Source organism: Serratia sp. Res13-Sevr-LER1-36-b (assembly GCF_015673035.1).
Classification (GTDB): Bacteria; Pseudomonadota; Gammaproteobacteria; order Enterobacterales; family Enterobacteriaceae; genus Chania; species Chania fonticola_C.
This window is the reverse complement of the sequence record NZ_JADACK010000019.1, coordinates 182,524-208,116: the sequence shown is the minus strand read 5'-3', so window position 1 is coordinate 208,116 and position 25,593 is coordinate 182,524. Positions and strand designations below refer to the sequence as shown.

The window sequence follows — 25,593 nt, the reverse complement described above, 5'->3', positions numbered from 1 at the left end:
AAGGAACGTTTAAGACTAAGACGTTGATAGGCTGGGTGTGTAAGTGCAGCGATGCATTGAGCTAACCAGTACTAATGATCCGTGAGGCTTAACCTTACAACACCAAAGGTGTTTTAGAGAGATTGAAGTAGATTTTCAGCGAAGTTCCGAGATTGGTTCTGATGGCGACACGAAAGTGAAGCGGTTGGAATGAAACAGAATTTGCCTGGCGGCAATAGCGCGGTGGTCCCACCTGACCCCATGCCGAACTCAGAAGTGAAACGCCGTAGCGCCGATGGTAGTGTGGGGTCTCCCCATGCGAGAGTAGGACACTGCCAGGCATCAAATTAGTGTGCTGATATGGCTCAGTTGGTAGAGCGCACCCTTGGTAAGGGTGAGGTCCCCAGTTCGACTCTGGGTATCAGCACCACTTTATTTAAGTGGTTTAGAAGTTCGGCAGAAAGAAAAGAATCAAAAGAATTTGCTTGGCGGCAATAGCGCGGTGGTCCCACCTGACCCCATGCCGAACTCAGAAGTGAAACGCCGTAGCGCCGATGGTAGTGTGGGGTCTCCCCATGCGAGAGTAGGACACTGCCAAGCATCAATTAAGCCAAGAGGCCATCCGCAAGGATGGCCTTTTTGCTATGGGTCAAAAACAGAAGATACCCCCTTACCCCAACCTTCTCCCACAGCACCAACCGAGAACATCAGGAACACCAGTGTGAGCAGCCCGGCGTTGTGGGTGAGCTCGTGCCGCTTCAGGATGCTGGGAGTAAGAAGAAAGATGGGATATTGCGCAGGAATGTCAGCGGACTCGATCGGTTCCCTCTCCTGGGGGAGAGGGCTAGGGTGAGGGGACGACTGCCAACTAAACAGACAAAAGACTCCCTGCTTACTATTTACGAACAGCCCTCCCTGCCTGGCGATGAAACATTTTCACCTTCCCGTTGAATCCTCGACATGACGCTAAAAAAGCGCTATCTTCGGGCATCTAGAAGTCTAAACGTATAAACGGATATGTGAGGGGTAAGCAATGCCGATTCGTGTTCCTGATGAGTTACCTGCGGTCAATTTCTTGCGTAATGAGAACGTGTTTGTCATGACATCCTCACGCGCAAAAACACAGGAAATCAGGCCGTTAAAGGTGCTTATTCTCAACCTGATGCCGAAAAAGATCGAAACGGAGAATCAGTTCCTGCGTTTACTTTCCAACTCGCCATTGCAGATCGATATTCAGCTACTGCGCATCGATAGCCGTGAGTCGAAGAACACGCCTACGGAGCACCTGAATAATTTCTACTGTAACTTTGAAGATATCCAGAATGAGAACTTTGACGGGCTGATCGTCACCGGCGCTCCGCTGGGCCTGGTGGACTTCTGTGATGTCGCCTATTGGCCGCAGATCGAGCGAGTGATCGAGTGGGCCAAGGATCATGTGACTTCAACCCTGTTTGTCTGTTGGGCAGTGCAGGCCGCGTTAAACATCCTGTACGGCATTCCAAAGAAGACACGAGAGGTGAAGCTCTCTGGGGTGTACCAGCATCGTACGCTGCACCAGCATGCCTTGCTGACCCGGGGTTTTGATGAAACCTTCCTGGCTCCTCACTCCCGCTATGCCGATTTCCCAACCGAGATCCTGCGGCAGTACACCGATCTGGATATCCTGGCAGAATCAGAGCTGGCAGGTGCCTATCTGTTCGCCACCAAGGATAAACGCATGGCCTTTGTCACCGGGCATCCGGAATATGACACCCTGACGTTGGCGGGCGAGTATTGTCGCGATAACGATGCAGGCCTCAACCCGACCGTACCGCTAAATTATTTCCCCGATGATAACCCCGAATTGACCCCCGCAGCTTCATGGCGAAGCCATGGTCACCTGCTGTTTTCCAACTGGTTGAACTACTACGTTTACCAGATCACGCCGTTCGATCTGCGTCATATGAATCCTACCCTCGAGTAACATTTTTCTCTGTACCGGGTGGCTGAATCGAGGCCACCCTGGTTTATCCCACCGTTTTCCCTGCCAAATCTGCAACGTTTCAGCATCTATAACTCATTTAAAAACAATGCATTACTGGCGTTCCTCGATCGCAATGGAACCGGTTTCCTAGTTTGCCATAAATGATAAATAATCTAATCAATTGATAATAAAAGGTTAATAAAATATTTATTAAAAAAATGGAAATCGTTTTTGATTTTTAGTTTTTGTTGGTTATTCTAGGATCCTGCGGGATGACATCTGACCAGTTGGCGGTCTTTTTTTCACCCGATTTCCGACAACAATGCTTCGCCTGGCCTGTAATGGCGGCGTGGAATGATGGAAAGGATCAAGACAATGACGCAACAGATGGTAGGTACAGAATTAGCGTTTACACAGGCTTTCGGCTCTGCAGAGCGGCAGATTCTGACGGATGACGCGGTCGAGTTCCTGGCTGAACTGGTGGGGAAATTTACGCCACAACGCAATAAACTGTTGGCGGCACGCGCCAGCTGGCAAGAGAAAATCGATCGCGGCGAGCTGCCTGGCTTTATTTCGGAAACGGGTTCCATTCGGCAGGGCGACTGGCAGATCCGCGGCGTTCCCGCTGACTTGCGCGACCGTCGGGTTGAGATTACCGGTCCGGTTGAACGCAAAATGGTGATCAACGCCCTCAATGCCAACGTCAAAGTGTTTATGGCCGACTTTGAAGACTCGCTGGCCCCAAGTTGGGACAAGGTTATCGACGGGCAGATCAACCTGCACGATGCGGTAAACGGCACCATTTCTTACACCAACGAAGCCGGCAAGATTTACCAGCTCAAACCCAACCCAGCGGTGTTGATTGCCCGCGTGCGCGGCCTGCATTTGCCGGAAAAACACGTGCAGTGGCAGGGGGAAGCGATTCCTGGCGGGTTGTTCGATTTTGCACTCTATTTCTTCCATAACTATCGCCAACTGCTGGCAAAAGGCAGTGGTCCGTATTTCTACCTGCCGAAAACCCAGTCCTGGCAGGAGGCTGCCTGGTGGAGCGAAGTCTTTAGTTTTACCGAGGATCGCTTCGAGTTACCGCGCGGCACTATCAAAGCCACGGTGTTGATTGAAACCCTGCCTGCGGTATTCCAGATGGACGAGATCCTGTATCACCTGCGCGATCATATCGTCGGGCTGAACTGTGGCCGTTGGGACTACATCTTCAGCTATATCAAAACGCTGAAGAACCATGGCGATCGGGTGCTGCCGGACCGTCAGTCCGTCACCATGACCCAGCCTTTCCTCAGTGCTTATTCTCGCTTGCTGATCAAGACCTGTCACCGCCGCGGTGCTTTTGCTATGGGCGGAATGGCGGCGTTTATCCCCAGCAAAGACGCCGAGCAAAACGCGGTGGTGTTGGGCAAGGTACGCGCGGATAAAGAACTGGAAGCGACCAATGGCCATGACGGGACTTGGGTGGCACACCCAGGTCTGGCCGATACGGTGATGGAAGTGTTTAACCGCATCCTGGGTGAGCGGCAGAACCAGCTAGATGTATTGCGTGAGAGCGATGCTCCTATCACGGCGGCGCAACTGCTGGAACCGTGTGACGGTGAGCGTACCGAAACCGGTATGCGCGCCAATATCCGCGTGGCGGTGCAATACATTGAAGCCTGGATCTCCGGCAATGGCTGCGTACCGATTTATGGCCTGATGGAAGATGCCGCCACCGCCGAGATTTCACGTACCTCAATCTGGCAGTGGATCCATCACGAGAAAAGCCTCAGCAATGGCCAACAGGTAACCAAAGCCCTGTTCCGCCAGATGCTGCAGGAAGAGATGCAGGTCGTACGTAAAGAACTGGGTGAAGCGCGTTATCACGCAGGCCGTTTCGAAGAGGCGGCACAGCTGATGGAGCGTATTACCACGCAAGACGAATTAATCGATTTCCTGACCTTACCTGGCTACGAATTACTGGCCTGAAACCGTTCCTGACCTTTAACCCTACAGTATTGAAAAGGATAAAAATATGACGACCTCTCGTACCCAACAGATCCAACAGCTGGAACAGGAATGGAAATCAGCACGCTGGGAAGGCATCACCCGCCCTTACAGCGCCGAAGACGTGATCAACCTGCGTGGCTCGGTCAATCCGGTTTGCACGCTGGCGCAAAACGGAGCGGCGAAACTCTGGGAGTTGCTGCACGGCAAATCCCGCAAAGGGTACGTGAACAGCCTTGGGGCGCTGACCGGTGGCCAGGCGCTGCAACAGGCGAAAGCGGGCGTCGAAGCGATCTACCTGTCCGGTTGGCAGGTAGCGGCTGATGCCAACACCGCTGCCGCCATGTATCCCGATCAATCACTGTACCCGGTCGACTCTGTCCCGACGGTGGTTGAGCGTATCAACAATACTTTCCGTCGGGCGGATCAGATCCAGTGGGCAAACCAGATTGAACCCGGCAGCAAAGGCTATACCGATTACTTCCTGCCGATCGTAGCGGATGCCGAAGCCGGATTTGGCGGCGTACTAAACGCCTTTGAACTGATGAAGGCGATGATCGAAGCCGGTGCCGCCGGGGTGCATTTCGAAGATCAACTGGCGGCGGTGAAGAAGTGTGGCCATATGGGCGGCAAGGTCTTGGTACCGACCCAGGAAGCTATCCAGAAGCTGGTTGCGGCGCGCTTGGCTGCTGACGTTCTCGGTGTCCCAACCTTGCTGATTGCCCGTACCGATGCGGACGCGGCAGACCTGCTGACCTCCGATTGCGATCCGTATGACAGCGCCTTCGTGTCTGGTGAACGCACCGCCGAAGGTTTCTACCGTACCCATGCCGGTATTGAGCAGGCGATCAGCCGTGGGCTGGCCTATGCGCCTTATGCCGATCTGGTGTGGTGCGAAACCTCAACGCCGGACTTGGAAGCTGCGCAACGCTTTGCCGATGCGATCCATGCCAAGTTCCCGGGCAAACTGTTGGCCTATAACTGCTCACCGTCGTTCAACTGGAAAAAGAACCTGGACGATCAGACTATCGCCCGCTTCCAGGACGCGTTGTCCGCCATGGGCTATAAATACCAGTTCATCACGCTGGCCGGTATCCACAGCATGTGGTTCAACATGTTCGATCTGGCACACGCTTACGCACGTGGTGAAGGCATGAAGCACTATGTCGAAAAAGTGCAGCAACCAGAGTTTGCCGCGGTCGAGCGTGGTTACACTTTTGCTTCGCATCAGCAGGAAGTGGGGACCGGCTACTTCGATAAAGTCACCACTATTATTCAGGGGGGCGCTTCCTCGGTAACGGCACTAACCGGTTCCACCGAAGAACAGCAGTTCTGATCCCCAGGGGCCTGGCGTGGTGTCAGGCTCTTGTTTCATTCCTGAATGGCAGAGGCAAAGATGGCGGAAAAACTGGAGCTGTTGATTGCACAGACGATCCTGCAGGGCTTTGATGCGCAATATGGCCGCTTTCTTGAAGTCACGGCCGGAGCGCAGCAGCGTTTTGAGCAGGCAGACTGGCCCGCCGTACAACAGGCGATGAAACGACGTATCCACCTTTACGATCACCACGTCGGCCTAGTGGTCGAGCAACTGAAATGTATCACCGGGCAGAAATATTACGATGCGGACTTCCCCAATAGGGTGAAGGCGGTTTATACCGAGCTGTTGCCCGACTACCCGCGTTTTGAGATTGCCGAAAGCTTCTTTAACTCGGTTTACTGTCGGCTGTTCAAACATCGGGATTTAACCCCGGACAAGCTGTTCGTTTTCAGTTCGCAGCCCGAACGGCGCTTTCGTGATATCCCCAGGCCATTAGCCCGTGATTTTACCCCCAACGGTGATTTGGCCGCCATGCTTCACAGCCTGTTGATCGACTTGCCGCTGCGTCTGCCATGGGAAGATCTGCCACGCGATATTCGCTATATCACCCAAGCCTTACTGCAAACCTTCAGCTCCCAACAGCTAGCGGGAGCGACGTTCCAAATTGGTAATGAGCTGTTCTACCGTAACAAGGCGGCCTGGTTGGTCGGTAAGCTGCGCGTGGCTGACGGGGTTTACCCTTTTCTGTTGCCGATCCACCACAGCGAGTCCGGCGCGTTGTTCATTGATACCTGCCTGACCAGCAAGGCCGAAGCCAGCATCGTGTTTGGCTTCGCCCGTTCCTACTTCATGGTGTATGCCCCATTACCAGCGGCTATGGTCGAATGGTTGCGGGAGATCCTGCCGGGTAAAACCACCGCCGAACTGTATATGGCGATCGGCTGCCAGAAGCATGGTAAAACCGAATGCTACCGCGAATACCTGAATTTTATGGCCCAGTCGCAGGAGCAATTCATTATTGCGCCGGGCGTGAAAGGCATGGTGATGCTGGTGTTTACGCTGCCGTCCTTCGATCGGGTATTCAAGGTGATCAAAGACGAATTTGCGCCGCAGAAAGAGGTTACGCAGGCTCAGGTGATGGCCTGCTATCAACTGGTAAAAGAGCACGATCGCGTCGGGCGGATGGCCGATACCCAGGAATATGAGAATTTTGTAGTGGATAAGGCGCGCATCAGCCCGCAACTGCTGGCGGAGTTGCAGCGCGAGGTGCCGGAAAAGCTGGAAGATCTCGGCGATCGTGTGGTCATCAAGCACTTGTATATGGAGCGTCGGATGACACCGCTGAACCTGTATCTCGAGCAGGCAGACGAACGGCAAATGCATGACGCCATCGAAGAATATGGTAATGCGATCAAACAGCTGGCTGCGGCCAATATCTTCCCCGGTGATATGCTGTTCAAAAACTTCGGCGTGACGCGTCATGGGCGCGTAGTGTTTTACGACTACGACGAGATTTGCTACATGACCGAAGTGAACTTCCGTCATATTCCGCCGCCGCGCTACCCGGAAGATGAACTGGCCAGTGAACCCTGGTATAGCATTTCACCCAACGACGTTTTCCCCGAAGAATTCCGCCATTTCCTGTGTGGCGACCGGCGTATCCGCAAGGTCTTTGAAGAGATGCACAGCGATCTGTTCGAAGCGGACTACTGGCGAGGATTGCAGCAGCGCATCAAGGAGGGGCATGTCGAGGATGTGTTTGCCTACCGTAAAAAGCGGCGTTTCAGCCAGCGGCTGCCTTCGGGGTACGCGTAGGCTGGCTGATAGCAGCAGGCCCAGCAAGCTGGGCCATGGCCAGGATTAAAACGTGATACAGCAGGCACCTTGTTCGGCCCCGGAAAGCTGGCTGCGTAACGCACCAAACAGTTCACGGCCACAGCCGATCCTTTCAGCGCTCAGATCGGGGTGATAGGGAGTGCGCTGGGCCAGCTCTTCTTCCGAGACCAGCAGTTGCAGCTCGCCGGTGCGGCCATTCACCCGGATAATATCGCCGCTTTGTACTTTGGCCAGCATGCCGCCGGTGTACGCCTCCGGGGTGACATGGATCGCGGAAGGAACCTTGCCGGAAGCGCCGGATAGGCGGCCATCGGTTACCAGCGCTACCTTGAAGCCGCGATCCATCAATACCCCGAGCGGTGGCATCAGCTTATGCAGTTCAGGCATGCCATTGGCCTGCGGCCCCTGGAAACGTACGACCACTACGCAGTCCCGATCCAGTTTGCCTGCTTCGAAGGCAGGGACGATATCGTGCTGGCTTTCGAATACGATCGCCGGGGCTTCGATAATCTGATTATCAGCAGGCACCGCCGACGTCTTCATCACCGCCCGGCCCAGATTACCGGCCAGCACCTTGGTGCCGCCATGGTGCTCGAACGGTTTGGCTATGCTGGCAATCACGTTAGCGTCCAGCGAACTTACTGCCCCGTCGCGCCAGGCTAGCTGGCCATTGTCCAGCCAAGGTTCCTGGGTGTAACGTTCCAGGCCGAAACCGGCGACGGTATGCACATCCTGATGCAACAGGCCGTTGTTCAGCAGCTCACGCACGACCAATTGCACACCGCCTGCAGCCTGGAACTGATTGATATCCGCCGGGCCATTGGGGTAGATGCGGCACAGCAGTGGCACCGAATCGGAAAGCTCAGAGAAGTCATCCCAGTTGATGATGATGCCTGCTGCGCGAGCCATGGCCACCATATGCATCGTCAGGTTGGTCGATCCCCCAGTGGCCAGTAGCGATACGATGCCGTTAACCACCACTTTTTCATCCACCAATTGGCCTATCGGCAGATAATTACCGGCGGTTTCTGTCAGGCGGGTGATTTGGCGAGCGGCAGCATCATTGAGCGCATCGCGCAGCGGCGTGTCTGGATGAACGAAAGAGGCGCCGGGCAGATGTAGGCCCATCACTTCCATCACCATCTGGTTGGTGTTGGCGGTGCCGTAGAAGGTGCAGGTGCCAATGCTATGGTAAGAGGCAGCTTCGGCTTCCAGCAGCGCATGGCGATCGGCTTTGCCTTCGGCATACAGCTGGCGCACACGTACTTTCTCTTTATTCGGCAGGCCGCTGCTCATCGGCCCGGCAGGCACAAATACGGCAGGCAAATGGCCGAAGGACAGGGCAGACATCACCAACCCTGGCACAATCTTGTCGCAGATACCCAGGAACAACGCGCCGTCGAACATGTTATGGGACAGACCGATGGCTGCGGACATGGCAATTACATCGCGGCTCATCAACGACAGCTCCATACCGTCCTGCCCCTGTGTCACGCCATCGCACATTGCTGGCACACCACCTGCGACCTGGCCAACGGCGCCAACGCTGTGCAGCGCCTGTTTTAACCTCTGTGGATAGCTTTCATAAGGCTGGTGGGCAGAGAGCATATCGTTGTAAGCGGTGATGATGGCGATATCGCTGCGCACCATGTTTTTCAGGGCGGCTTTATCGTCGGGCTGGCAGGCGGCAAAGCCGTGAGCCAGGTTGCCACAGGCTAGCTGTGAGCGGTGTACCGTCTGCGTACGGGCTTCATTAATGCGCGCCAGATAGACGGCTCGGGTTTGTTTTGAGCGTTCAATGATTCGTTGTGTTACACGTGCCAGGGTGCTGTTAATCATACCATCCTCACAATGCAGCCCTAATGCGCGCGGCGAGGGCTAGTTATGTTGTTCAGAACATCTCGTTATGCACAGGCTTCTTGCGGCAGAAAACTCTGGATATGTCGCACTGTGTCGGCAATCACTGCATCCAGTGGCTGATCGATATCGATGGCCTGGACGTCACTTTCATCTTGGCCCGGCTGCTCCAAAGTGGCGAACTGGGTGACCAGCATTTGGGGTTTGAAGAAATGCCCCTTGCGGGCAGCCAGCCGAGCTTCGATCACTGGGAAGTCGCCGTGCAAATAGATGAATGACAGATTGTCGTTACCGGCTCGCAGCCGATCGCGATAATGTTTTTTCAGCGCAGAGCAGACGATGATGGAGACTGCATTGGTACGCTGCATGGCGAAAGCGGCGTCGTTCAGGGCAGCCAACCAGGGTGCGCGATCGTCATCATTGAGCGGTTCGCCTGAGGCCATTTTCTGGATATTGCAGCGAGGATGGAGAAAGTCACCGTCCAGGAAGTTGGCGGATAGCCGTTGGGCCACGGCACTGGCGACGGCGGACTTACCGCTGCCGGAAACGCCCATAATGACGTAAACACGATTCTGATTATTGGTCATGGTTTGGTTCCCCTACCTGCGAGCCATAGTCTGTTGCGGCTATATTATTTAATGGTTAATTGTTACCGGTAACATGTTATCGGTAACATTGTCGAGGGAAGCGCCAAAGGTTGCAATCGGCTTTCGGTGGCAAGATCGCTAATTGTGATCGAATTCATACTTTTCGCAGGATGCGAAACAAAGTCTCTACAGCGTGATACAGAAAAATAACAGCGGGGATTTGCTCATGACGTCGGGCGCCGAATGCTGCGCCCGTCTAATCACCGTACGCCGCCGTACTCAAGGCTGATCTCTTTTGCCGCATGGATCACCAGCGCACCCAGCTCAGTTACGCGATCGTCGGTAATGCGCGATACCGGGCCGGAGATGGAGATGGCGGCAAAGGCTTCGCGGTGCTCATCAAAGATGCAGGCGGCCAGGCAGCGTAAGCCAAGGGCATGCTCTTCATCGTCGAACGAGAATCCCTGTTTGCGGATCACCGCTAACCCTTCTTTCAGGTTATGTGGCGTTAGCGTATGCGGGGTATAGGTGTGCATGCCTTTTTTATGCAGCAGCCGGGTTACCTCATCGTCTTGCATGCTGGCCAGAAAGGCTTTGCCCGCACCAGAAGCATGCATCGGCAGCTTGCCGCCAATTGGGGCCGACATGCGCATCAACGCGGTGCATTGCACCTGATCGATAATCACCGCCTGATCCTCGGCTTTGTCCATCACCGCCAGATTGACCGTTTCACCCGACTCTTCCATCAGGCGGCGCAGCGTAGGATGCACCATGGCCAGCAGGTTACGGCTTTGCAGGAAGCTGCTGCCCACCACAAACGCATGTGCCCCCATGGTCCACAGGCCAAGATCGCCCACCTGACGAACAAAACCCTGCTGCTGCATGGTTGTCAGCAGGCGATGGGTAGTGGAGTTGGGCAACCCGGCCTGTTGGGCCAGATCGGTCAGTGCCACGTTGCCCTGCGCTTCGGCAATATATTCCAATAGTTTCAGACCACGGGTCAGTGACTGGACCTGGCCGGTCGCCGTGCTGGTGGCGGGCGCGGCGGCGCGGGGTTTTTTACCGCGTTTGGCGGGAACGGGAGTGGCCATGATTCACCTTATGCTTTCCGTATGATGGAATTCATTTTCGTTTTTTGAGTATGAATTGCAAGTTGCTTCTCTGCTCATCGGATCTGTTACTCGGCGAACCTGAAAAACTCTCAATACCCGCTCGCACCTTTGCCGCCATAACCTGTGCTAGGATGTCAGACCCTCCATCTTTCAAGTTGCAGGATGCATGACGGGCGCAGCGTGCCGCGCCGCTACAACATTGGGATGTGGGGTAATAAGTCGTCGGGCGGATAATCGGGTGTGAAGGGGCTACAGTGATAAATCGAGTTGAACAACTGCGTCAGCAGCTATCGCAGCGTATTTTAGTGTTGGACGGCGGTATGGGCACCATGATCCAGAGCTATCGGCTGGAGGAGGCAGACTACCGCGGTGAGCGTTTTGCCGATTGGCAAAGCGATCTGAAAGGCAATAACGACCTGCTGGTGTTGAGCAAGCCGGAGGTGATCACTGCGATCCACAACGGTTACCTGGAGGCGGGGGCCGACATCCTCGAAACCAACACCTTCAACTCGACCACTATCGCGATGGCCGACTACCATATGGAGTCGCTGTCCGCGGAAATTAACTACCAGGCCGCTTTGCTGGCTCGTGCTTGTGCTGATGAATGGACGGCGCGCACCCCGGAAAAACCGCGCTACGTTGCTGGTGTACTGGGCCCAACCAACCGTACCGCCTCTATCTCCCCCGACGTTAACGATCCGGCCTTCCGTAATGTCTCTTTTGATCAGTTAGTAGAGGCTTACCGCGAATCAACTCGCGCGCTGGTGGAAGGGGGCGTCGATCTGATCATGATCGAAACCATCTTCGATACCCTGAATGCCAAAGCGGCGGCCTTTGCGGTCGAAACCGAGTTTGAAGCGCTGGGGGTGACCTTACCGATCATGATTTCCGGCACTATCACCGACGCCTCTGGCCGCACCCTTTCCGGCCAGACTACGGAAGCGTTCTACAACTCGCTACGGCATGTCAAACCGCTGACCTTTGGCCTGAACTGTGCGCTCGGCCCGGATGAATTACGCCAATACGTGGCGGAGTTGTCTCGTATCTCTGAAAGCTATGTCACTGCCCACCCGAATGCCGGTTTGCCCAATGCCTTTGGTGAATACGATCTCGATGCCGAAGAGATGGCCAAACAGGTGGGCGAATGGGCGCATGCCGGTTTCCTCAATATCATCGGTGGCTGCTGTGGCACGACTCCGGCGCATATTGCCGCGATGGCTAAAGCGGTTGAAGGCGTACCGCCACGGCAGTTGCCAGCGTTACCGGTGGCTTGCCGCCTGTCCGGCCTGGAACCGCTGAATATTGATGCCAAATCGCTGTTCGTCAACGTAGGTGAGCGTACTAACGTTACCGGCTCGGCCCGATTCAAACGGTTGATTAAAGAAGAAAAGTATAACGAGGCGCTGGCCGTGGCCCGCCAGCAGGTGGAGAGCGGTGCCCAAATCATCGACATCAACATGGATGAAGGGATGCTCGACGCCGAAGCGGCGATGGTGCGCTTCCTCAGCCTGATCGCCGGGGAGCCGGATATCGCCCGCGTCCCGATCATGATCGACTCCTCTAAATGGAGCGTGATCGAAAAGGGCCTGAAATGCATTCAGGGTAAAGGCATCGTCAACTCGATCTCGATGAAAGAGGGCGAAGAAGCCTTTATCCACCATGCCAAGCTGGTACGCCGCTACGGTGCCGCCGTGGTGGTGATGGCCTTCGATGAGGTCGGCCAGGCGGATACCCGCCAACGCAAATTTGAGATTTGCCGCCGTGCTTACCAGATCCTGACCGAACGTGTGGGTTTTCCGCCGGAAGACATCATCTTTGACCCGAACATTTTTGCCGTCGCAACCGGTATCGAAGAGCATAACAACTATGCCGTCGACTTTATCGAAGCCTGCGCCGACATCAAAACCCACCTGCCGCACGCGATGATCTCCGGCGGCGTGTCCAACGTCTCCTTCTCGTTCCGTGGCAACGATCCGGTGCGTGAAGCGATCCACGCGGTGTTCCTGTATCACGCTATTCGCAACGGCATGGATATGGGGATCGTCAACGCCGGGCAGTTGGCGATCTATGACGATCTCAGCACCGAACTGCGTGAAGCCGTTGAGGATGTGGTGCTCAACCGCCGTCAGGACGGCACCGAGCGTCTGCTGGAACTGGCGGAGAAATACCGGGGCAGCAAAGACAATGAAGTGGCGGTTCAGCAGGCTGAATGGCGCGGCTGGCCGGTAGTGAAGCGCCTGGAGTATTCGCTGGTTAAAGGCATTACCGAATTTATTGAGTTAGACACCGAAGAAGCGCGTCAGCAGGCGGATCGCCCGATCGAGGTGATCGAAGGGCCGCTGATGGCAGGCATGAACGTGGTGGGCGATCTGTTCGGCGAGGGCAAAATGTTCCTGCCGCAGGTAGTGAAATCGGCCCGCGTGATGAAGCAGGCGGTGGCCTATCTCGAACCTTACATTGAGGCCAGCAAACAGAAAGGCACCACCGCCGGGAAAATTCTGCTGGCGACGGTGAAGGGCGACGTGCACGACATCGGCAAAAACATCGTCGGCGTGGTGCTGCAATGTAACAACTACGAAATTATCGATCTGGGCGTGATGGTGCCAACGGACAAGATCCTGAAAACCGCCCGCGAACAGAACGTGGATATTATCGGTCTGTCTGGCCTGATCACCCCGTCGCTAGATGAAATGGTCAACGTGGCAAAAGAGATGGAGCGCCAAGGTTTTACTCTGCCACTGCTGATCGGCGGGGCGACCACCTCCAAGGCCCATACCGCGGTGAAGATTGAGCAGAACTACAGCGGCTCGACTACCTACGTGCAGAACGCCTCGCGTACCGTTGGCGTGGTTGCGGCGCTGCTGTCAGACACCCAGCGGGACGAGTTTGTCGCCCGCACCCGCAAAGAGTACGAAACCGTGCGTATCCAGCACGGGCGTAAAAAGCCGCGTACGCCGCCGGTCAGCCTGCAACAGGCGCGGGATAACGCCATGGTGCTGGATTGGGAAAACTACCAGCCACCGGTGCCGAACAAGCTGGGGGTGTTCCCGGTTGAGGCCAGCATTAACACGCTGCGCCACTATATCGACTGGACGCCGTTCTTTATGACCTGGTCACTGGCGGGCAAGTACCCGCGCATTCTGGAAGATGAAGTGGTAGGGGAAGAGGCCAAGCGCCTGTTCCAGGATGCCAACGAAATGCTGGATATGTTGGCCGCTAACGGTAGCCTCAACCCGCGTGGTGTCTACGGTCTGTTCCCGGCCAACCGCGTTGGGGATGATGTGGAGGTCTACCGGGATGAAAGCCGTGAAGAGGTGTTGGTGGTTAGCCGCCACCTGCGTCAGCAAACGGAAAAGACCGATTTTCCGAACTATTGTCTGGCCGATTTTGTGGCCCCGAAAAACAGCGGCAAAGCCGACTATTTTGGCGCATTCGCGGTTACTGGTGGGCTGGAAGAAGATGCTTTGGCGGCGGCCTATGATGCCAAGCATGACGATTACAACAAGATCATGGTCAAAGCGTTATCCGATCGTTTGGCAGAGGCCTTTGCCGAGTATCTGCACGAGCAGGTACGTAAGCGGCATTGGGGCTTTGCCGCCGATGAAAATCTGAGTAACGAAGAGCTGATCCGTGAGAATTATCAAGGTATTCGCCCGGCTCCCGGCTATCCTGCTTGCCCAGAGCATACCGAAAAAGCGGAGATCTGGCAGTTGCTGGACGTTAATCGCCATACCGGCATGGAACTGACCGAGTCCTTCGCCATGTGGCCTGGGGCAGCGGTATCCGGCTGGTATTTCAGCCATCCGCAGAGCAAGTACTTTGCCGTGGCACAGATCCAGCGCGATCAGGTTGAAGACTATGCGCAACGTAAGGGGATGAAGATCAGTGACGTAGAGCGCTGGCTGGCCCCGAATCTGGGATACGATGCGGACTAATTTGCAGCCAGCAGGCTGAAAGAGACAGGGGGAACAACGTGTCTATCGAAGAACTGTTAAAGCTGCATCCGGTGATCGCAGCGGTCAAAGATAATGAAAGCCTGCAGATCGCGGTCAAATCGGACTGCCAGATCATCTCGGTACTGTACGGCAATATCTGCAATATTGGCCGCATCGTGCAGCAGGTGAAGGACGCGGGCAAATATGCTTTTGTGCATGTTGATTTGCTGGAAGGCAGCTCCAACAAGGAGATCGTGATTAATTTCCTGAAAATCGTCACGGCGGCGGATGGCATTATCAGCACCAAAGCCTCGATGGTGAAGGCAGCGCGTCAGCAAGGCTTCTACACCATTCACCGGCTGTTTATCATGGACTCGATTTCCTTCCACAATATCGACAAACAGGTGGCACAGTCGACGCCGGACTGCATCGAAATCCTGCCGGGCTGCATGCCTAAGGTGCTCGGTTGGGTGGCAGAAAAGATCGACTTGCCGATCATTGCCGGTGGCTTGGTGTGTGATGAGGATGATGCGCAAACCGCGCTGAATGCCGGGGCCATCGCCGTTGCCACCACCAATCACGACGTATGGAAGTTGAAATTGTAAGGGCAAGGGCACCGAATGCCGGTGCCCCTGCCTTTTAGTCGACCAACGGACTGAGTGCCTGTAGCAGCGGGTCCAGATGTTTGTTTACCTGTTGATACACCTGCTGATTCAACTGATTGTAGAACCGATGGTTAGCCATATTCGGTGCAAAACTGTCCCCCATTCGTACCAGCTTCTGCGCGGCCTGTTCGTAATCGCTAAAGACGTTCACCGCCATTCCGGCGTTGATGGCACAGCCCACCGCTGCGGAGCCTTTCATCACGTTACGGCTGGTGGGGATGCCAAACACGTCGGCAAAGATCTGCATAAACAGATCGCTGTTGGCCCCGCCGCCGGAAATAATCAGGTGCTTGAACGGGGTTTGCAGCTCCAGCGCCATCTTGTCCATATGGTTTTTCATGGTGAAGGCAATGCCCTCCAGCACCGAACGGTACATATGGGCACGGGTATGGCGGCCATCGAAGCCAATCATGGCCCCTTTACGGAATTCCGCTTCAGACGGTGGTGCCCAATCGTGGACGGTGATCAGGCCTTCACAACCTGCAGGAACGCGCTCTGCTTCCTGATTCAGTAACTCCTCAATGCTGGTCCCGGCGTCATGGGCATCCGACAGTGCGGCTGCGCCAAACTGATCGCGGAACCAACTGATGGTCCACATGCCACGGCGCACGCCCATGCACTCATACAGGTAACGTCCAGGGATCGAGGCCTGGAACGGCCAGAAGTTTTGCGCGTCCTTCACGTTGGCATGGCCGTGTACCATGGCCCCGATATAGGTGCCGAGGGAAATCAGCGCAACGCCTTCATCTAGCGAACCGGCTCCCAGCGCTTCAACCGCTTTGTCATGTGCGGTAGCCACCACCGGAATACCTGCGGGAATGCCGAGCTGTTGCGCCACCTGCTGGGTGATGTGGCCGAGGATTTCACCGGGTTTCACCACGTCCAGCACCATGTCGCGCGTCAGGTTGCAGCTTTGCCAAGCGGCGGGATCGGTGCTCCAATCGAGGCGGTCATTGTCCATCGGCCACCAACCGATGTAGTTGGCGCAGGTGTCTTTGAACTCACCGGTCAGGCGATGGGTGATGTAACCCGAAGTTGTCGTTACATAACGCACGCCCTGATAGGCGTCGATATATTCGTAAGGCTTGTTCAGGCGTTTGTCCATCCAGTTAATCACCGGATAGGCCAGCTCACCGTTATCCTTCAACAGCACCCGGCAGCAGCGGACGATGCAAATGCCCATCGCCAGAATGTCCTGCGGCTTGCCACCACGTTCGCCAAAACGCTGCATGGCGCGGCGGAAAGCCACCTTAAGCGAATCCCACAGATCGTCGTCCGGGTGTTCTGCCAGCAGCGGGGCAGGGATATCCATCTTGCGTAACTGCTGTTTCCCTTCGCAAATTGCGTTGCCGTCCAGATCAAAAATCACCACTTTGGCGCTCTGGGTGCCCACGTCCACACCCATCAGGTACTTGCTCTTCATGTCGCAACTCCTTGAGATAATTATTCGGTGGCCGGCTGTGTTGTTGTGCTTTTGGCGCCGGCGCGCTTGATGTTGTTAAACAGCAGGAAGGTGAACACCACGACCAGGCAGGTTGCCCCTAACCCCATCAGCCACATATTGTGATAAGCCTCGGCGGCGGGCAGCGTGTCCTGCCAGTGGCCGATAATCGGGTAAACAAACACGTCGGGCAGGAAGCCGATCACCGAGCAGATCCCCACGGTGGTGCCCATAATGTATTTTGGCGTTCTGGCTTCGCCGATACAGGCAAAGTACAGCCCGCGTGAGGCGTAGCAGGTGAAGGCCAGCAACAGGATCAGGCCAATCCCCACGGCGACCGAGGTCGGGTTCTGGTTGGTGATCAGCAAGACGGCCAGGGTGGCCAGGCTGACTAACGCCAGTAACTGAATAGCTCGCGTTGGTGATTTCAGCCGGGTGTAGGTGGTGATGATCCCACCGAGTGGCCCGCACATGGCCCGGAAGATTTTGTTGATCACAATCCCCATATAGCTGGCGGCGACCAGGGTCATACCGTACATTTCGGTCAAGTAGTTGGTGGAGTAGCTGAGGATGGCGTAGATGGTATAGACGCCAAAGATAATCATGCTGCAATACCAGGTGGTGCTGATTTTGAGCACCGAGAGAATATCCCCCAGGCTGAATTTATGCGGTTTTTCACTCTCGTCATTGGTGACAAAGCCATCTGTGACAAAGAACCAGCAGAGCATGCCCAACAGGATATATACGCCGCTGTAGATCAGGATCACTGCCTTCAGGCTGTTGGGGTTTTCCGGAGCAAACAGCGAGAAGATCCACATGGTGAATACGGCCAGGGCCATCACACCCACGCCGCGTAACCCCTCCATCCAACCCATGATTTTGCCCTGCTCTTCATGGTTGCCGAGCAGCGAGGCCGCCTTGATCGAGACCGACCACAACAGCAGGATGGTGGTGATCGCGAAGGCGACCTGGATCAGGATCATCACCCAGAACGGCGGATAGACCGCCATCAGCAACCCCAGCAGGCCGGTGGCGATCATCGCGAAGGTCATCATCTTTCTATGGGAGAACTTATCAGCAATGATCCCACTAGGGGCATACAGAATAATTGCGGTGATACCGAAGGTGCTCATAATCAAGCCGATCTCGGTATTGGAGAACCCCATAAACTTGGCCATTGGGATTTGGTAAATATAACGCAGATAGGCGAGATCGAAACTTACTCCGCCGCTGATACTTATTATTGCCAGCGTTAACCAACGGTGGGAATTATTTTTTTCCATGGTGAAGTTCCGCATAAATACACCCATTAATGGTTAATGTTTGGTGTGCTCTCCGTCTTTTAACCGTTATTGGGTACATCGCGTTAAACAAAAAAAGAGAAAAGCAAGCTTCCCGCAGTGCAGGAAGTTACTTTTCTCTTCGTCTCTTTCAGTAACTGCGATAATAAATAGCACGGCAACCTATAATTCATCTGTGAGAGTTATCACAAAACCGAAGTAGGGGACATTAGGTGGGATCTGATTGCGTAGTAATTCACCGAGATACTGCGAAATAAATAAACTTTAATATCAATCTGACCTGGAAAAAATGAAACTGTGATAGGCGTCACGGAATAACCTTGACCCTATGTGTTACTTTTTTTGCCAGTTACTAGAGATGAAGAGAAAAGTAACTTCTCTGCCAAGTGCAGGGAGGTTGCTTTTCTCTTTTTTTTGCGTTTTTTCCAGACCAAGGGGCAAAATCATGTCAATAAACGCGTTAAATGAGTTCTCGTTAGATTTCTTCTCGCTAAAAGGCAAAACCGCGATCGTCACCGGTGGCAACAGCGGTCTGGGACAGGCATTTGCCATGGCGTTGGCCAAAGCCGGTGCCAATCTGTTCATTCCAAGCTTTATCATGGATAAGGGCGAAACCCGCGAAATGATTGAGCAGCAAGGGGTGAAAGTTGAGTTTATGCAGGTGGACATTACTGAGAAAGGCGCGCCTGCCAGAGTGATTGCCCAGTGTCTGGAGACCTTCGGCTCGGTGGACATCCTGGTGAACAACGCCGGTATCTGTAAGCTGAATAAGGTACTGGATTTTGGCCGCGCTGACTGGGATCCGATGATCGATATCAACCTGACCGCTGCCTTTGAATTGAGCTATGAAGCGGCAAAAATCATGATCCCGAAAAAGCAGGGGAAAATAATTAATATCTGTTCCCTGTTCTCTTATCTGGGCGGCCAATGGTCACCGGCTTATTCGGCCACTAAGCATGCGTTGGCAGGTTTTACCAAGGCCTATTGCGATGAATTAGGGCAATACAATATACAGGTGAATGGCATTGCACCGGGCTATTATGCGACAGATATTACGGTCGAAACGCGTAAAAATCCAGAAACGAATAAGCGTGTTCTTGACCATATTCCGGCTAATCGTTGGGGTGAAACGCAGGATCTGATGGGGGCGATGGTATTTTTAGCCAGTCGAGCCTCTGATTATGTTAATGGCCATTTATTGGTTGTCGATGGTGGTTATTTGGTTCGCTAAATTAATGGGTGGTTCCTTTTAATTTTACTTAAGCCGATTTTATCTATTCTTAATTTAGGAAGGGTTATTTATGTCTCTGTCCCGTGAAGAAATTGTTGTTCAGTTAAAAGAACTTGTTGGCCCAGAGCGGGTGATTACCGACGAAAAAGTGCTGCAGAAAAACAGCGTAGACCGTTTCCGAAAATATGCTGATATTCATGGCGTGTTTACCCAGCCACTGCCTGCCGCCGTGGTTAAATTGGCCGACACTCAGCAAGTGTCCGATGTGTTGGCGTTTATGAATAAGCACGGCATTACTGGCGTACCGCGCACCGGGGCTTCGGCCACCGAGGGCGGGCTGGAAACGGTAGTGAAGAATTCCGTGGTGCTGGATGGCTCGGGAATGAATAAGGTCATCAACATTGATATCCGCAATATGCAGGCCACGGCACAGTGCGGCGTACCGCTGGAAGTGTTGGAAAATCAATTGCGTGCCCAGGGTTATACGACCGGCCACTCTCCGCAGTCCAAACCGTTGGCCCAGATGGGTGGCCTGGTGGCAACACGCAGTATCGGCCAGTTCTCTACGCTGTACGGCGCGATCGAAGACATGGTGGTTGGGCTGGAAGCGGTATTTCCGAACGGCAACATCACCCGGATTAAAAACGTGCCACGCCGGGCCGCTGGCCCGGATATCCGCCATGTGATTATCGGTAACGAAGGGGCGTTGTGTTTTATCACCGAAGTGACGGTGAAAATCTTCAAATACATGCCGGAAAACAACCTGTTCTACGGTTACATCCTCGATAACATGCCAACCGGTTTCGATATCCTGCGGGAAGTGATGGTCGAAGGCTATCGCCCTTCCATTGCCCGCTTGTATGACGCAGAAGACGGGACCCAGCATTTTACCCACTTTGCCGAAGGCAAATGTGTGCTGATCTTTATGGCCGAAGGGGCCAAAGGGATTGCGCAGGCGACCGGCGCGGGGATTGATGAGATCGTTAAACGCTATCCGGAATGTAAAAAGGTCGACAGCAAGCTGATTGAATCCTGGTTCAACAATCTGAACTGGGGCCCGGAAAAAGTGGCGGCAGAACGTGTACAGATCATGAAGACCAACAATATGGGCTTCACCACCGAGGTTTCCGGCGACTGGGGCTGTATCAATGCGATTTACGAGAATGTGATCCGCCGCATCCGCGATGAGTTCCCACATGCCGGTGATATCACTATGCTGGGCGGCCACTCGTCACACAGCTACATCAACGGCACCAACATGTACTTTGTGTACGACTACAACGTGGTGGACTGCAAGCCGGAAGAAGAGATCGACAAGTATCACAATCCACTGAATAAAATCATCGTGGAGGAGACCATCAAGCAGGGCGGTTCGATGGTGCATCACCACGGCATCGGTAAACACCGTGTGCACTGGACCAAGGATGAACACGGCAGTGCCTACTACATCCTCAAGGCGCTGAAAGAGGTGTACGACCCGAATGGCATCATGAATACCGGCACCATTTATCCAATTGAAAAATAACAATCCTATCTGGCCCGGCTTGCCGGGCCTTTCGCACAGTCATTGGGGGGTAACGATGACAACACGGCTGCCTCGGCAAGTGCGCATGGATGATATTCCGCTAAACGCCTTTCACTGCAAAATGGCGGGGCTGACCTTTGGCGCTCACCTCACCGATGGCTATGTACTGGGAGTGATCGGTTTTGCGCTGGCTCAGCTCAAGCCGCAGATGGGGCTGACGCCATTTTGGGAAGGAATGATCGGCAGCTCGGCGCTGATTGGCCTGTTCCTTGGCAGCCTGGTATTGGGTTGGGTTTCCGACCATATTGGCCGTCAGAAAATTTTCAGCTTCAGTTTTGTCATCATCACGTTGGCTTCCGTGATGCAATTTTTCGCCACTACGCCGGAACAGCTATTCTGGCTACGGGTATTGGTCGGGATCGGGCTAGGGGGAGATTACGCCGTAGGCCATACCATGCTGGCCGAGTTTGCTCCGCGTAAGCATCGCGGCATCCTGTTGGGATCCTTTAGCGTGATCTGGACGTTAGGCTACGTCGCCGCCGGATTTGCTGGCCATTTCCTTGCCGATTTGGGGCCGGAGTCCTGGCGCTGGCTGTTGGCTTCAAGCGCCGTGCCTGCGTTATTGATTATGCTATTACGCATTGGAACGCCAGAGTCGCCACGTTGGCTGATGCGCAAAGGGCGCATCGCCGAGGCTCATCTGGTAGTGCTGCGCTGTTTTGGTCCGCAGGTGATCCTCAATGACGAAATTCCGATCGAAACCGCACGCCATATGCACACCTTGTTTTCACCGCGTTACTGGCGACGCACCGCGTTCAACAGCCTGTTCTTTGTCTGCCTGGTGATCCCTTATTTCGCCATCTATACCTTCCTCCCCTCGATTCTGACCACCCTTGGGCAGAGCCAAAGCTTCGCCACCGATCTGCTGCTTAATGGCTTGCTGATGGTGGGGGCGGTGATGGGAATTGCCCTGACCCAATGGCTACCGCGCCGTCGCTTCCTGATTGGCTCGTTCTGGATCCTGGCTGCCAGCCTGGGGGCATTGGCCTTTGTGCCACCGGGTCAGGGGGCCATGTTAATGCTGTTTGCTTTGTTTACGCTGACGATTTCGGCGGTCAGTAACCTCGTCGGGGTATTCCCGGCGGAAAGCTTCCCGACCGATATTCGTTCACTGGGGGTCGGTTTTGCCACCTCGATGAGCCGGCTCGGTTCGGCCATTGGCACCGCTTTGCTGCCGCTGTCGATGCTTTCGTTGGGGCTGCAAGGCACCATGCTGATCCTGACTGGCGTATTGGTGCTAGGGGCGGTGGTTTCGATCATGTGGGCACCGGAAACCAAGGATATGACGCTGGTGGGCGCCTCCTCGGTAAAGCCGTTAATCGCCCACTGACAGGAGAAACGGATGAACCTGCTGTTGGCGATTAAGGTCGCACCGGATCTGGGCATGTTGGCAAAAAGCGATTGGCAACCCGATGAGCGGTTGCAGATTGATACTCGCTTTGCCCGACGTTTGTTAAGCGGCTATGACGAAAGCGCGGCGGAAATGGTGCTGATGCTGCGTGATGAGAGGGAACTTAACCTGAGCGTCTTGACGGTCGCCGATGCTATGGCCGAACCGGCGCTGAAGCAACTGATGGCGCTGGAATATCAGCAGGCGGTACGCATTGAGCCTCCTGCGGAGTGGGATCTGCGTTTTAACCCAGCAACGGTTGCTGCCCTAATCGCGGCCTATCAGCAGCATATGGGATCCCAACAGGTGATCGTCATGGGGGCGCAAAGCCTGGAAGGGCAAAATAGCCAAACGCCTTTGCTATTGGCAGAACGCCTCGGCTGGCCCTGTATCACCGGCGTTTGCCAATTAGCTGCGGCAGAAGAAGTGAGGGCCTTACGGGTTACTCGGCAAACGGCTTACGGGCAGGAGGTGATGACGGTGATGCCTCCTTTAGTGCTGGTGGTGGGGAACTCGCAACAGGCGAGTGCGTTACGCGTTCCCACGTTAAAGCAGAAGCTGGCGGCGGGTAAACGGCTGGTCCAACGTTTGTCACCCACCGACCTGGCAATAACCGAGCAACCTGCCAGTGATGTGCAATTGTGTGGCTTAAGCTATGTGGAGCATCGTCGCGCCGGGGTAGTGATTGAGGGGGACAGCGTTGAGCAGAAAGTGCAGCGGTTGTGCCAGGATTATCTCCGTGAACGGTGGCCATCATGAATATTGCACTGATATTGGATGCGGATGCCCCCAACTTTCCTACGCAGGCCAGCCAGATTAATCAGTTCTTGCGGCTGAGCGAGCTTACTGCAGAGAGCCTGGAGCTCTGGCTATTCAGCGATGAGGTGCCACAGAGCCTGCCATGCCTGGACGGTGAGGTGGCACAAATACGTTGGGTTAACGCTCCCCGGCTGGCAGAGACGCGATTAGCGGTATTGGAGCAGATGTGGCAAGCTTTCACCCCGCGATTACTGCTGTTTGCTGGTGATGAAGGTGGCGAGTTGGCTACGCGCCTGGCCTGCCGGAGTGGCGGTTCTGCCTGTTGTGCGGTGGAACAGGCGCAAATTAACGGCAGCGAATGCCGGATAACCAAAGCCGTCTATGGCAACAATCTCACCGCCGAGCTGGCGATGACACGGGAACCTTGGTGCCTGAGCGTGGCCCGAAGCAGTACGGCAAGCGTGGAAATAGTGCCAGGCCCGGTGGTAGCCAAACGCTTTGAGCCAGCCAATATACCCGATGCCGAGTGGATACTGGCCTCGGCGTGTTCACCGCAACCCGCGGCGTCACCACTGAGCCGGGCGCGCTACGTGCTGGCCATCGGGGAAGGCGTTGGCGGTGCCCAGCAGGTTGTCCAGATGCAGCAGTTAGCGACCAACATGGGCGCAGAGTTGGCCGCCAGCAGGCCGGTCGTGATGAATGCCTGGTGCGAGATGGATCGCTTGCTGGGCATGTCCGGTGCCATCATTGCCCCCGAGGTGTGCATTGCTGCCGGGGTTTCCGGTGCTCCGGCGTTCGCCATTGGTATTCGCCATAGCAAGCTGATTGTGGCGATCAACCAGGATCCGCAAGCGGCTATTTTTGCCCAGGCCGACGTAGGGATTGTGGGTGATATGCACGAGGTGTTAGAGGCTCTGGCCCACGTCTGTTAACCGAAGCGAAACTCAATCCCGTTGCCCGCCTGCGGATAGCGCCAACGGGTGATGGTTTCTTCCCCACACAGCAGGCGGCAGGTGCCACATTCCAGGCAACCCTGTACGTCGAAACGCAGGCTGCCGTCCGGCTGGAACTGGTACAGCCCGGCGGGGCAGGCGATCACTAAACGCATCAGCATCGTACGATCCTGTGCATCGGCCAGGATGATGTGTGGATCGGTGTGATCCCCCTGATAATGGTTGTGACTGAGATCGGGCTGGTTCATAGGCTGCGCATTCCATTGACAGTATCTTTCAGTAATTGCTTCAGGCCGATGCGGCGCGCGTGGCGCCATAGTAGCTTGCGCAACGGTGTGGGGGCATTTCCATTGACCTCAAACATCTCTTGCAGCATATCGGCTGCCAACTGCGGGTAACGGTTAAACCAATGTGGCGATTGCAGCATCATCTCCGGCAGGCGGCGATATTGCTGGATCAGCGCCCAGAGTGAACTTTGCTGTAGTCGCAAGGGATAATGCTGCAACTCTTGCCCGGCAATCAAGGTTTCCGCTGCCGCCTGTGCTGATAGCATCGCCAGATCCATACCCCGCACGGTATGCCCGGTATTAATACATAACCGTGCGGCATCGCCAACCAGCAGATAGCCAGGACCAAACAGCGGTGGCATGCTTTCCGCTCCCCCTTCGGGGATCAGATGTGCGCTGTACTCCCGTAGCTCGGTATTTTTCAGCAGTGGCCGCACAGCAGGGTGCTGTTTGAACTGTTGCAGCATCTGCGGCAGGGCGATTTTACTTTCTGTGAGGCTGGAAAGATTGCACACCACGCCGAGCGACAGGCTATCGCGGTTGGTATACAGGAAACCCCCGCCGATTTTCCCCTGCGTGGGCTGGCCAGCGAACAGCCAGGCGCAACCTTGGTTATCCTCCAATGCGAAACGATCTTCCAACCGTTCGCGCGGCAGTGCCAACACCTCTTTCACGCCGATCGCCATCGTTGCTGCTGGTGGCTTTGGCTGCAATCCGGCATGCTCGCCAAGCAGCGTATTGGCCCCTTCTGCCAGGATCACCGTATTGGCGTATAACGCTTCACCCGCCGTCATAACGCCGACCACCCGGCCTTGCTGCACGATCAGTTCATCGACCGGTGTCCCGGTCAGGCATTGCGCCCCGGCGGCCTCCGCCTGCGCCATCAGCCAGGGATCGAAACGGGCGCGCAGCAGGCTGTAGGAACAGGGCAAGGTGTGGCGATAATCCAGCGTCACCGCACTATTGCCGCTCACCATTGAGAGTCTTTCTTGGGTGATATGACGTTCCAGAGGGGCGGTAGCGGCAAAATTCGGCAGCAGATTGGCCAGGACATGGGAGTATAACCTGCCACCGCTAACGTTTTTACTGCCCGCCTGAGTACCCCGCTCCAGTAACAAAGTATTGATGCCCGCGCGTGCCAATAATAGCGCTGCAGTGCAGCCCGCAACGCCGCCGCCAACGATAATGGCTGCAAAACCAGGGTGTTCCATCAGCTCTGTTTACCAAGGGTTGAAGTGTAATGATTAGAATAACACTCGCGTGTCAGAGTTCATTGATATTGCACAGTTTTTGCGCGTTCGTGGCCAATTTTCGCCCGAGGGCAGCCAAATTAGGCTACAATTGGAAACTGTTATATTCCGGGTAGTTGCATGATTTCGCTGTCGTATTGATTGATAATGCA

Annotated in this window: 18 protein-coding genes, 1 tRNA gene and 3 rRNA genes; 15 read left to right on the top strand and 7 right to left on the bottom strand. The window is 55.0% G+C overall.

The genetic code is table 11. The annotated features are described in order from the left end of the window. The 8 genes from IMQ33_RS14245 to aceK all read left to right on the top strand — a co-directional run. Positions 1–96: ribosomal RNA gene (locus IMQ33_RS14245) — 23S ribosomal RNA — on the top strand; the annotation flags it as partial. Positions 97–204: 108 nt separating this feature from the next. Further along, positions 205–320: ribosomal RNA gene (gene rrf / locus IMQ33_RS14240) — 5S ribosomal RNA — on the top strand. Between the two features lie 13 nt (positions 321–333). After that, a tRNA-Thr gene (locus IMQ33_RS14235) sits at positions 334–409 on the top strand. A 54-nt stretch (positions 410–463) separates the two neighbouring features. Beyond that, positions 464–579, top strand: a 5S ribosomal RNA gene (gene rrf, locus IMQ33_RS14230). Between the two features lie 433 nt (positions 580–1,012). After that, positions 1,013–1,942, top strand: a complete 930-nt coding sequence (metA, locus tag IMQ33_RS14225; protein ID WP_098929609.1) for a homoserine O-succinyltransferase — start codon at positions 1,013–1,015, stop codon at positions 1,940–1,942. Positions 1,943–2,317: 375 nt separating this feature from the next. Then, complete coding sequence (aceB, locus tag IMQ33_RS14220) at positions 2,318–3,916, top strand: malate synthase A (RefSeq protein WP_196062369.1); 1,599 nt, start codon at positions 2,318–2,320, stop codon at positions 3,914–3,916. 46 nt (positions 3,917–3,962) lie between these two features. Next, complete coding sequence (aceA, locus tag IMQ33_RS14215) at positions 3,963–5,270, top strand: isocitrate lyase (protein WP_021180852.1); 1,308 nt, start codon at positions 3,963–3,965, stop codon at positions 5,268–5,270. Between the two features lie 60 nt (positions 5,271–5,330). Next, complete coding sequence (aceK, locus tag IMQ33_RS14210) at positions 5,331–7,067, top strand: bifunctional isocitrate dehydrogenase kinase/phosphatase (protein WP_196062368.1); 1,737 nt, start codon at positions 5,331–5,333, stop codon at positions 7,065–7,067. A 45-nt stretch (positions 7,068–7,112) separates the two neighbouring features. Here the strand turns inward: aceK and edd are convergent, their stop codons facing one another. The 3 genes from edd to iclR all read right to left on the bottom strand — a co-directional run bounded on the left by edd (position 7,113) and on the right by iclR (position 10,623). Next, a complete protein-coding gene (gene edd / locus IMQ33_RS14205; protein WP_196062367.1) occupies positions 7,113–8,927 on the bottom strand; it encodes a phosphogluconate dehydratase in 1,815 nt (604 codons plus the stop codon). Between the two features lie 65 nt (positions 8,928–8,992). Then, positions 8,993–9,532 carry a gluconokinase gene (gntK, locus tag IMQ33_RS14200; protein ID WP_065684826.1) on the bottom strand — a complete coding sequence of 180 codons (540 nt, stop codon included), beginning with the start codon at positions 9,530–9,532 and terminating at the stop codon, positions 8,993–8,995. 260 nt (positions 9,533–9,792) lie between these two features. Further along, positions 9,793–10,623, bottom strand: a complete 831-nt coding sequence (gene iclR, locus IMQ33_RS14195) for a glyoxylate bypass operon transcriptional repressor IclR (protein WP_024484007.1) — start codon at positions 10,621–10,623, stop codon at positions 9,793–9,795. Positions 10,624–10,898: 275 nt separating this feature from the next. Here iclR and metH point away from each other — a divergent pair, with 275 nt between their 5' ends. Then, positions 10,899–14,579: a methionine synthase gene (gene metH / locus IMQ33_RS14190; protein WP_196062366.1), complete on the top strand. Its 3,681-nt coding sequence runs from the start codon at positions 10,899–10,901 to the stop codon at positions 14,577–14,579. 38 nt (positions 14,580–14,617) lie between these two features. Beyond that, positions 14,618–15,184: a glycerol-3-phosphate responsive antiterminator gene (locus tag IMQ33_RS14185; RefSeq protein WP_065684828.1), complete on the top strand. Its 567-nt coding sequence runs from the start codon at positions 14,618–14,620 to the stop codon at positions 15,182–15,184. Between the two features lie 34 nt (positions 15,185–15,218). Here the strand turns inward: IMQ33_RS14185 and IMQ33_RS14180 are convergent, their stop codons facing one another. Continuing rightward, positions 15,219–16,667, bottom strand: a complete 1,449-nt coding sequence (locus tag IMQ33_RS14180) for an FGGY-family carbohydrate kinase (protein WP_196062365.1) — start codon at positions 16,665–16,667, stop codon at positions 15,219–15,221. Positions 16,668–16,687: 20 nt separating this feature from the next. After that, a complete protein-coding gene (locus IMQ33_RS14175) occupies positions 16,688–17,968 on the bottom strand; it encodes a nitrate/nitrite transporter (protein WP_196062364.1) in 1,281 nt (426 codons plus the stop codon). 463 nt (positions 17,969–18,431) lie between these two features. On the opposite strand from IMQ33_RS14175, the gene IMQ33_RS14170 reads away from it, so the two are divergent. The 5 genes from IMQ33_RS14170 to IMQ33_RS14150 all read left to right on the top strand — a co-directional run bounded on the left by IMQ33_RS14170 (position 18,432) and on the right by IMQ33_RS14150 (position 23,883). Next, positions 18,432–19,217: an SDR family oxidoreductase gene (locus tag IMQ33_RS14170; protein WP_024528032.1), complete on the top strand. Its 786-nt coding sequence runs from the start codon at positions 18,432–18,434 to the stop codon at positions 19,215–19,217. A 70-nt stretch (positions 19,218–19,287) separates the two neighbouring features. Then, on the top strand, positions 19,288–20,742 hold the full coding sequence (locus IMQ33_RS14165; protein WP_065684831.1) for an FAD-binding oxidoreductase: 1,455 nt from the start codon (positions 19,288–19,290) through the stop codon (positions 20,740–20,742). A 55-nt stretch (positions 20,743–20,797) separates the two neighbouring features. Beyond that, positions 20,798–22,132, top strand: coding sequence for an MFS transporter (locus IMQ33_RS14160; protein ID WP_065684832.1), 1,335 nt, complete (start codon positions 20,798–20,800; stop codon positions 22,130–22,132). A gap of 12 nt (positions 22,133–22,144) precedes the next feature. Then, positions 22,145–22,951, top strand: a complete 807-nt coding sequence (locus tag IMQ33_RS14155) for an electron transfer flavoprotein subunit beta/FixA family protein (RefSeq protein ID WP_196062363.1) — start codon at positions 22,145–22,147, stop codon at positions 22,949–22,951. Then, positions 22,948–23,883 carry an electron transfer flavoprotein subunit alpha/FixB family protein gene (locus IMQ33_RS14150; RefSeq protein WP_196062362.1) on the top strand — a complete coding sequence of 312 codons (936 nt, stop codon included), beginning with the start codon at positions 22,948–22,950 and terminating at the stop codon, positions 23,881–23,883. The genes IMQ33_RS14155 and IMQ33_RS14150 overlap by 4 nt, the downstream gene beginning before the upstream one ends. On the opposite strand, the gene IMQ33_RS14145 is transcribed toward IMQ33_RS14150, so the two are convergent. Both IMQ33_RS14145 and IMQ33_RS14140 read right to left on the bottom strand, forming a co-directional pair. Further along, complete coding sequence (locus IMQ33_RS14145) at positions 23,880–24,152, bottom strand: 4Fe-4S dicluster domain-containing protein (RefSeq protein ID WP_065684835.1); 273 nt, start codon at positions 24,150–24,152, stop codon at positions 23,880–23,882. The genes IMQ33_RS14150 and IMQ33_RS14145 overlap by 4 nt on opposite strands. Beyond that, the gene (locus tag IMQ33_RS14140) at positions 24,149–25,402 is read right to left on the bottom strand and encodes an FAD-dependent oxidoreductase (RefSeq protein ID WP_196062361.1); all 1,254 of its coding nucleotides are present in this window, start codon (positions 25,400–25,402) and stop codon (positions 24,149–24,151) included. Before IMQ33_RS14140 ends, IMQ33_RS14145 begins: the two co-directional genes overlap by 4 nt. Positions 25,403–25,593 lie beyond the last annotated feature (191 nt).

Excerpts from the sequence above, each read along its gene's own strand:
- IMQ33_RS14160 (WP_065684832.1), top strand. The coding sequence starts at position 20,798 with ATGACAACACGGCTGCCTCGGCAAGTGCGCATGGATGATATTCCGCTA.
- aceK (WP_196062368.1), top strand. The coding sequence starts at position 5,331 with ATGGCGGAAAAACTGGAGCTGTTGATTGCACAGACGATCCTGCAGGGC.
- aceA (WP_021180852.1), top strand. The coding sequence starts at position 3,963 with ATGACGACCTCTCGTACCCAACAGATCCAACAGCTGGAACAGGAATGG.
- gntK (WP_065684826.1), bottom strand. The coding sequence starts at position 9,532 with ATGACCAATAATCAGAATCGTGTTTACGTCATTATGGGCGTTTCCGGC.
- IMQ33_RS14180 (WP_196062365.1), bottom strand. The coding sequence starts at position 16,667 with ATGAAGAGCAAGTACCTGATGGGTGTGGACGTGGGCACCCAGAGCGCC.
- IMQ33_RS14140 (WP_196062361.1), bottom strand. The coding sequence starts at position 25,402 with ATGGAACACCCTGGTTTTGCAGCCATTATCGTTGGCGGCGGCGTTGCG.
- IMQ33_RS14175 (WP_196062364.1), bottom strand. The coding sequence starts at position 17,968 with ATGGAAAAAAATAATTCCCACCGTTGGTTAACGCTGGCAATAATAAGT.
- IMQ33_RS14145 (WP_065684835.1), bottom strand. The coding sequence starts at position 24,152 with ATGAACCAGCCCGATCTCAGTCACAACCATTATCAGGGGGATCACACC.
- IMQ33_RS14155 (WP_196062363.1), top strand. The coding sequence starts at position 22,145 with ATGAACCTGCTGTTGGCGATTAAGGTCGCACCGGATCTGGGCATGTTG.
- iclR (WP_024484007.1), bottom strand. The coding sequence starts at position 10,623 with ATGGCCACTCCCGTTCCCGCCAAACGCGGTAAAAAACCCCGCGCCGCC.
- IMQ33_RS14170 (WP_024528032.1), top strand. The coding sequence starts at position 18,432 with ATGTCAATAAACGCGTTAAATGAGTTCTCGTTAGATTTCTTCTCGCTA.
- IMQ33_RS14165 (WP_065684831.1), top strand. The coding sequence starts at position 19,288 with ATGTCTCTGTCCCGTGAAGAAATTGTTGTTCAGTTAAAAGAACTTGTT.
- aceB (WP_196062369.1), top strand. The coding sequence starts at position 2,318 with ATGACGCAACAGATGGTAGGTACAGAATTAGCGTTTACACAGGCTTTC.
- metA (WP_098929609.1), top strand. The coding sequence starts at position 1,013 with ATGCCGATTCGTGTTCCTGATGAGTTACCTGCGGTCAATTTCTTGCGT.
- edd (WP_196062367.1), bottom strand. The coding sequence starts at position 8,927 with ATGATTAACAGCACCCTGGCACGTGTAACACAACGAATCATTGAACGC.
- IMQ33_RS14150 (WP_196062362.1), top strand. The coding sequence starts at position 22,948 with ATGAATATTGCACTGATATTGGATGCGGATGCCCCCAACTTTCCTACG.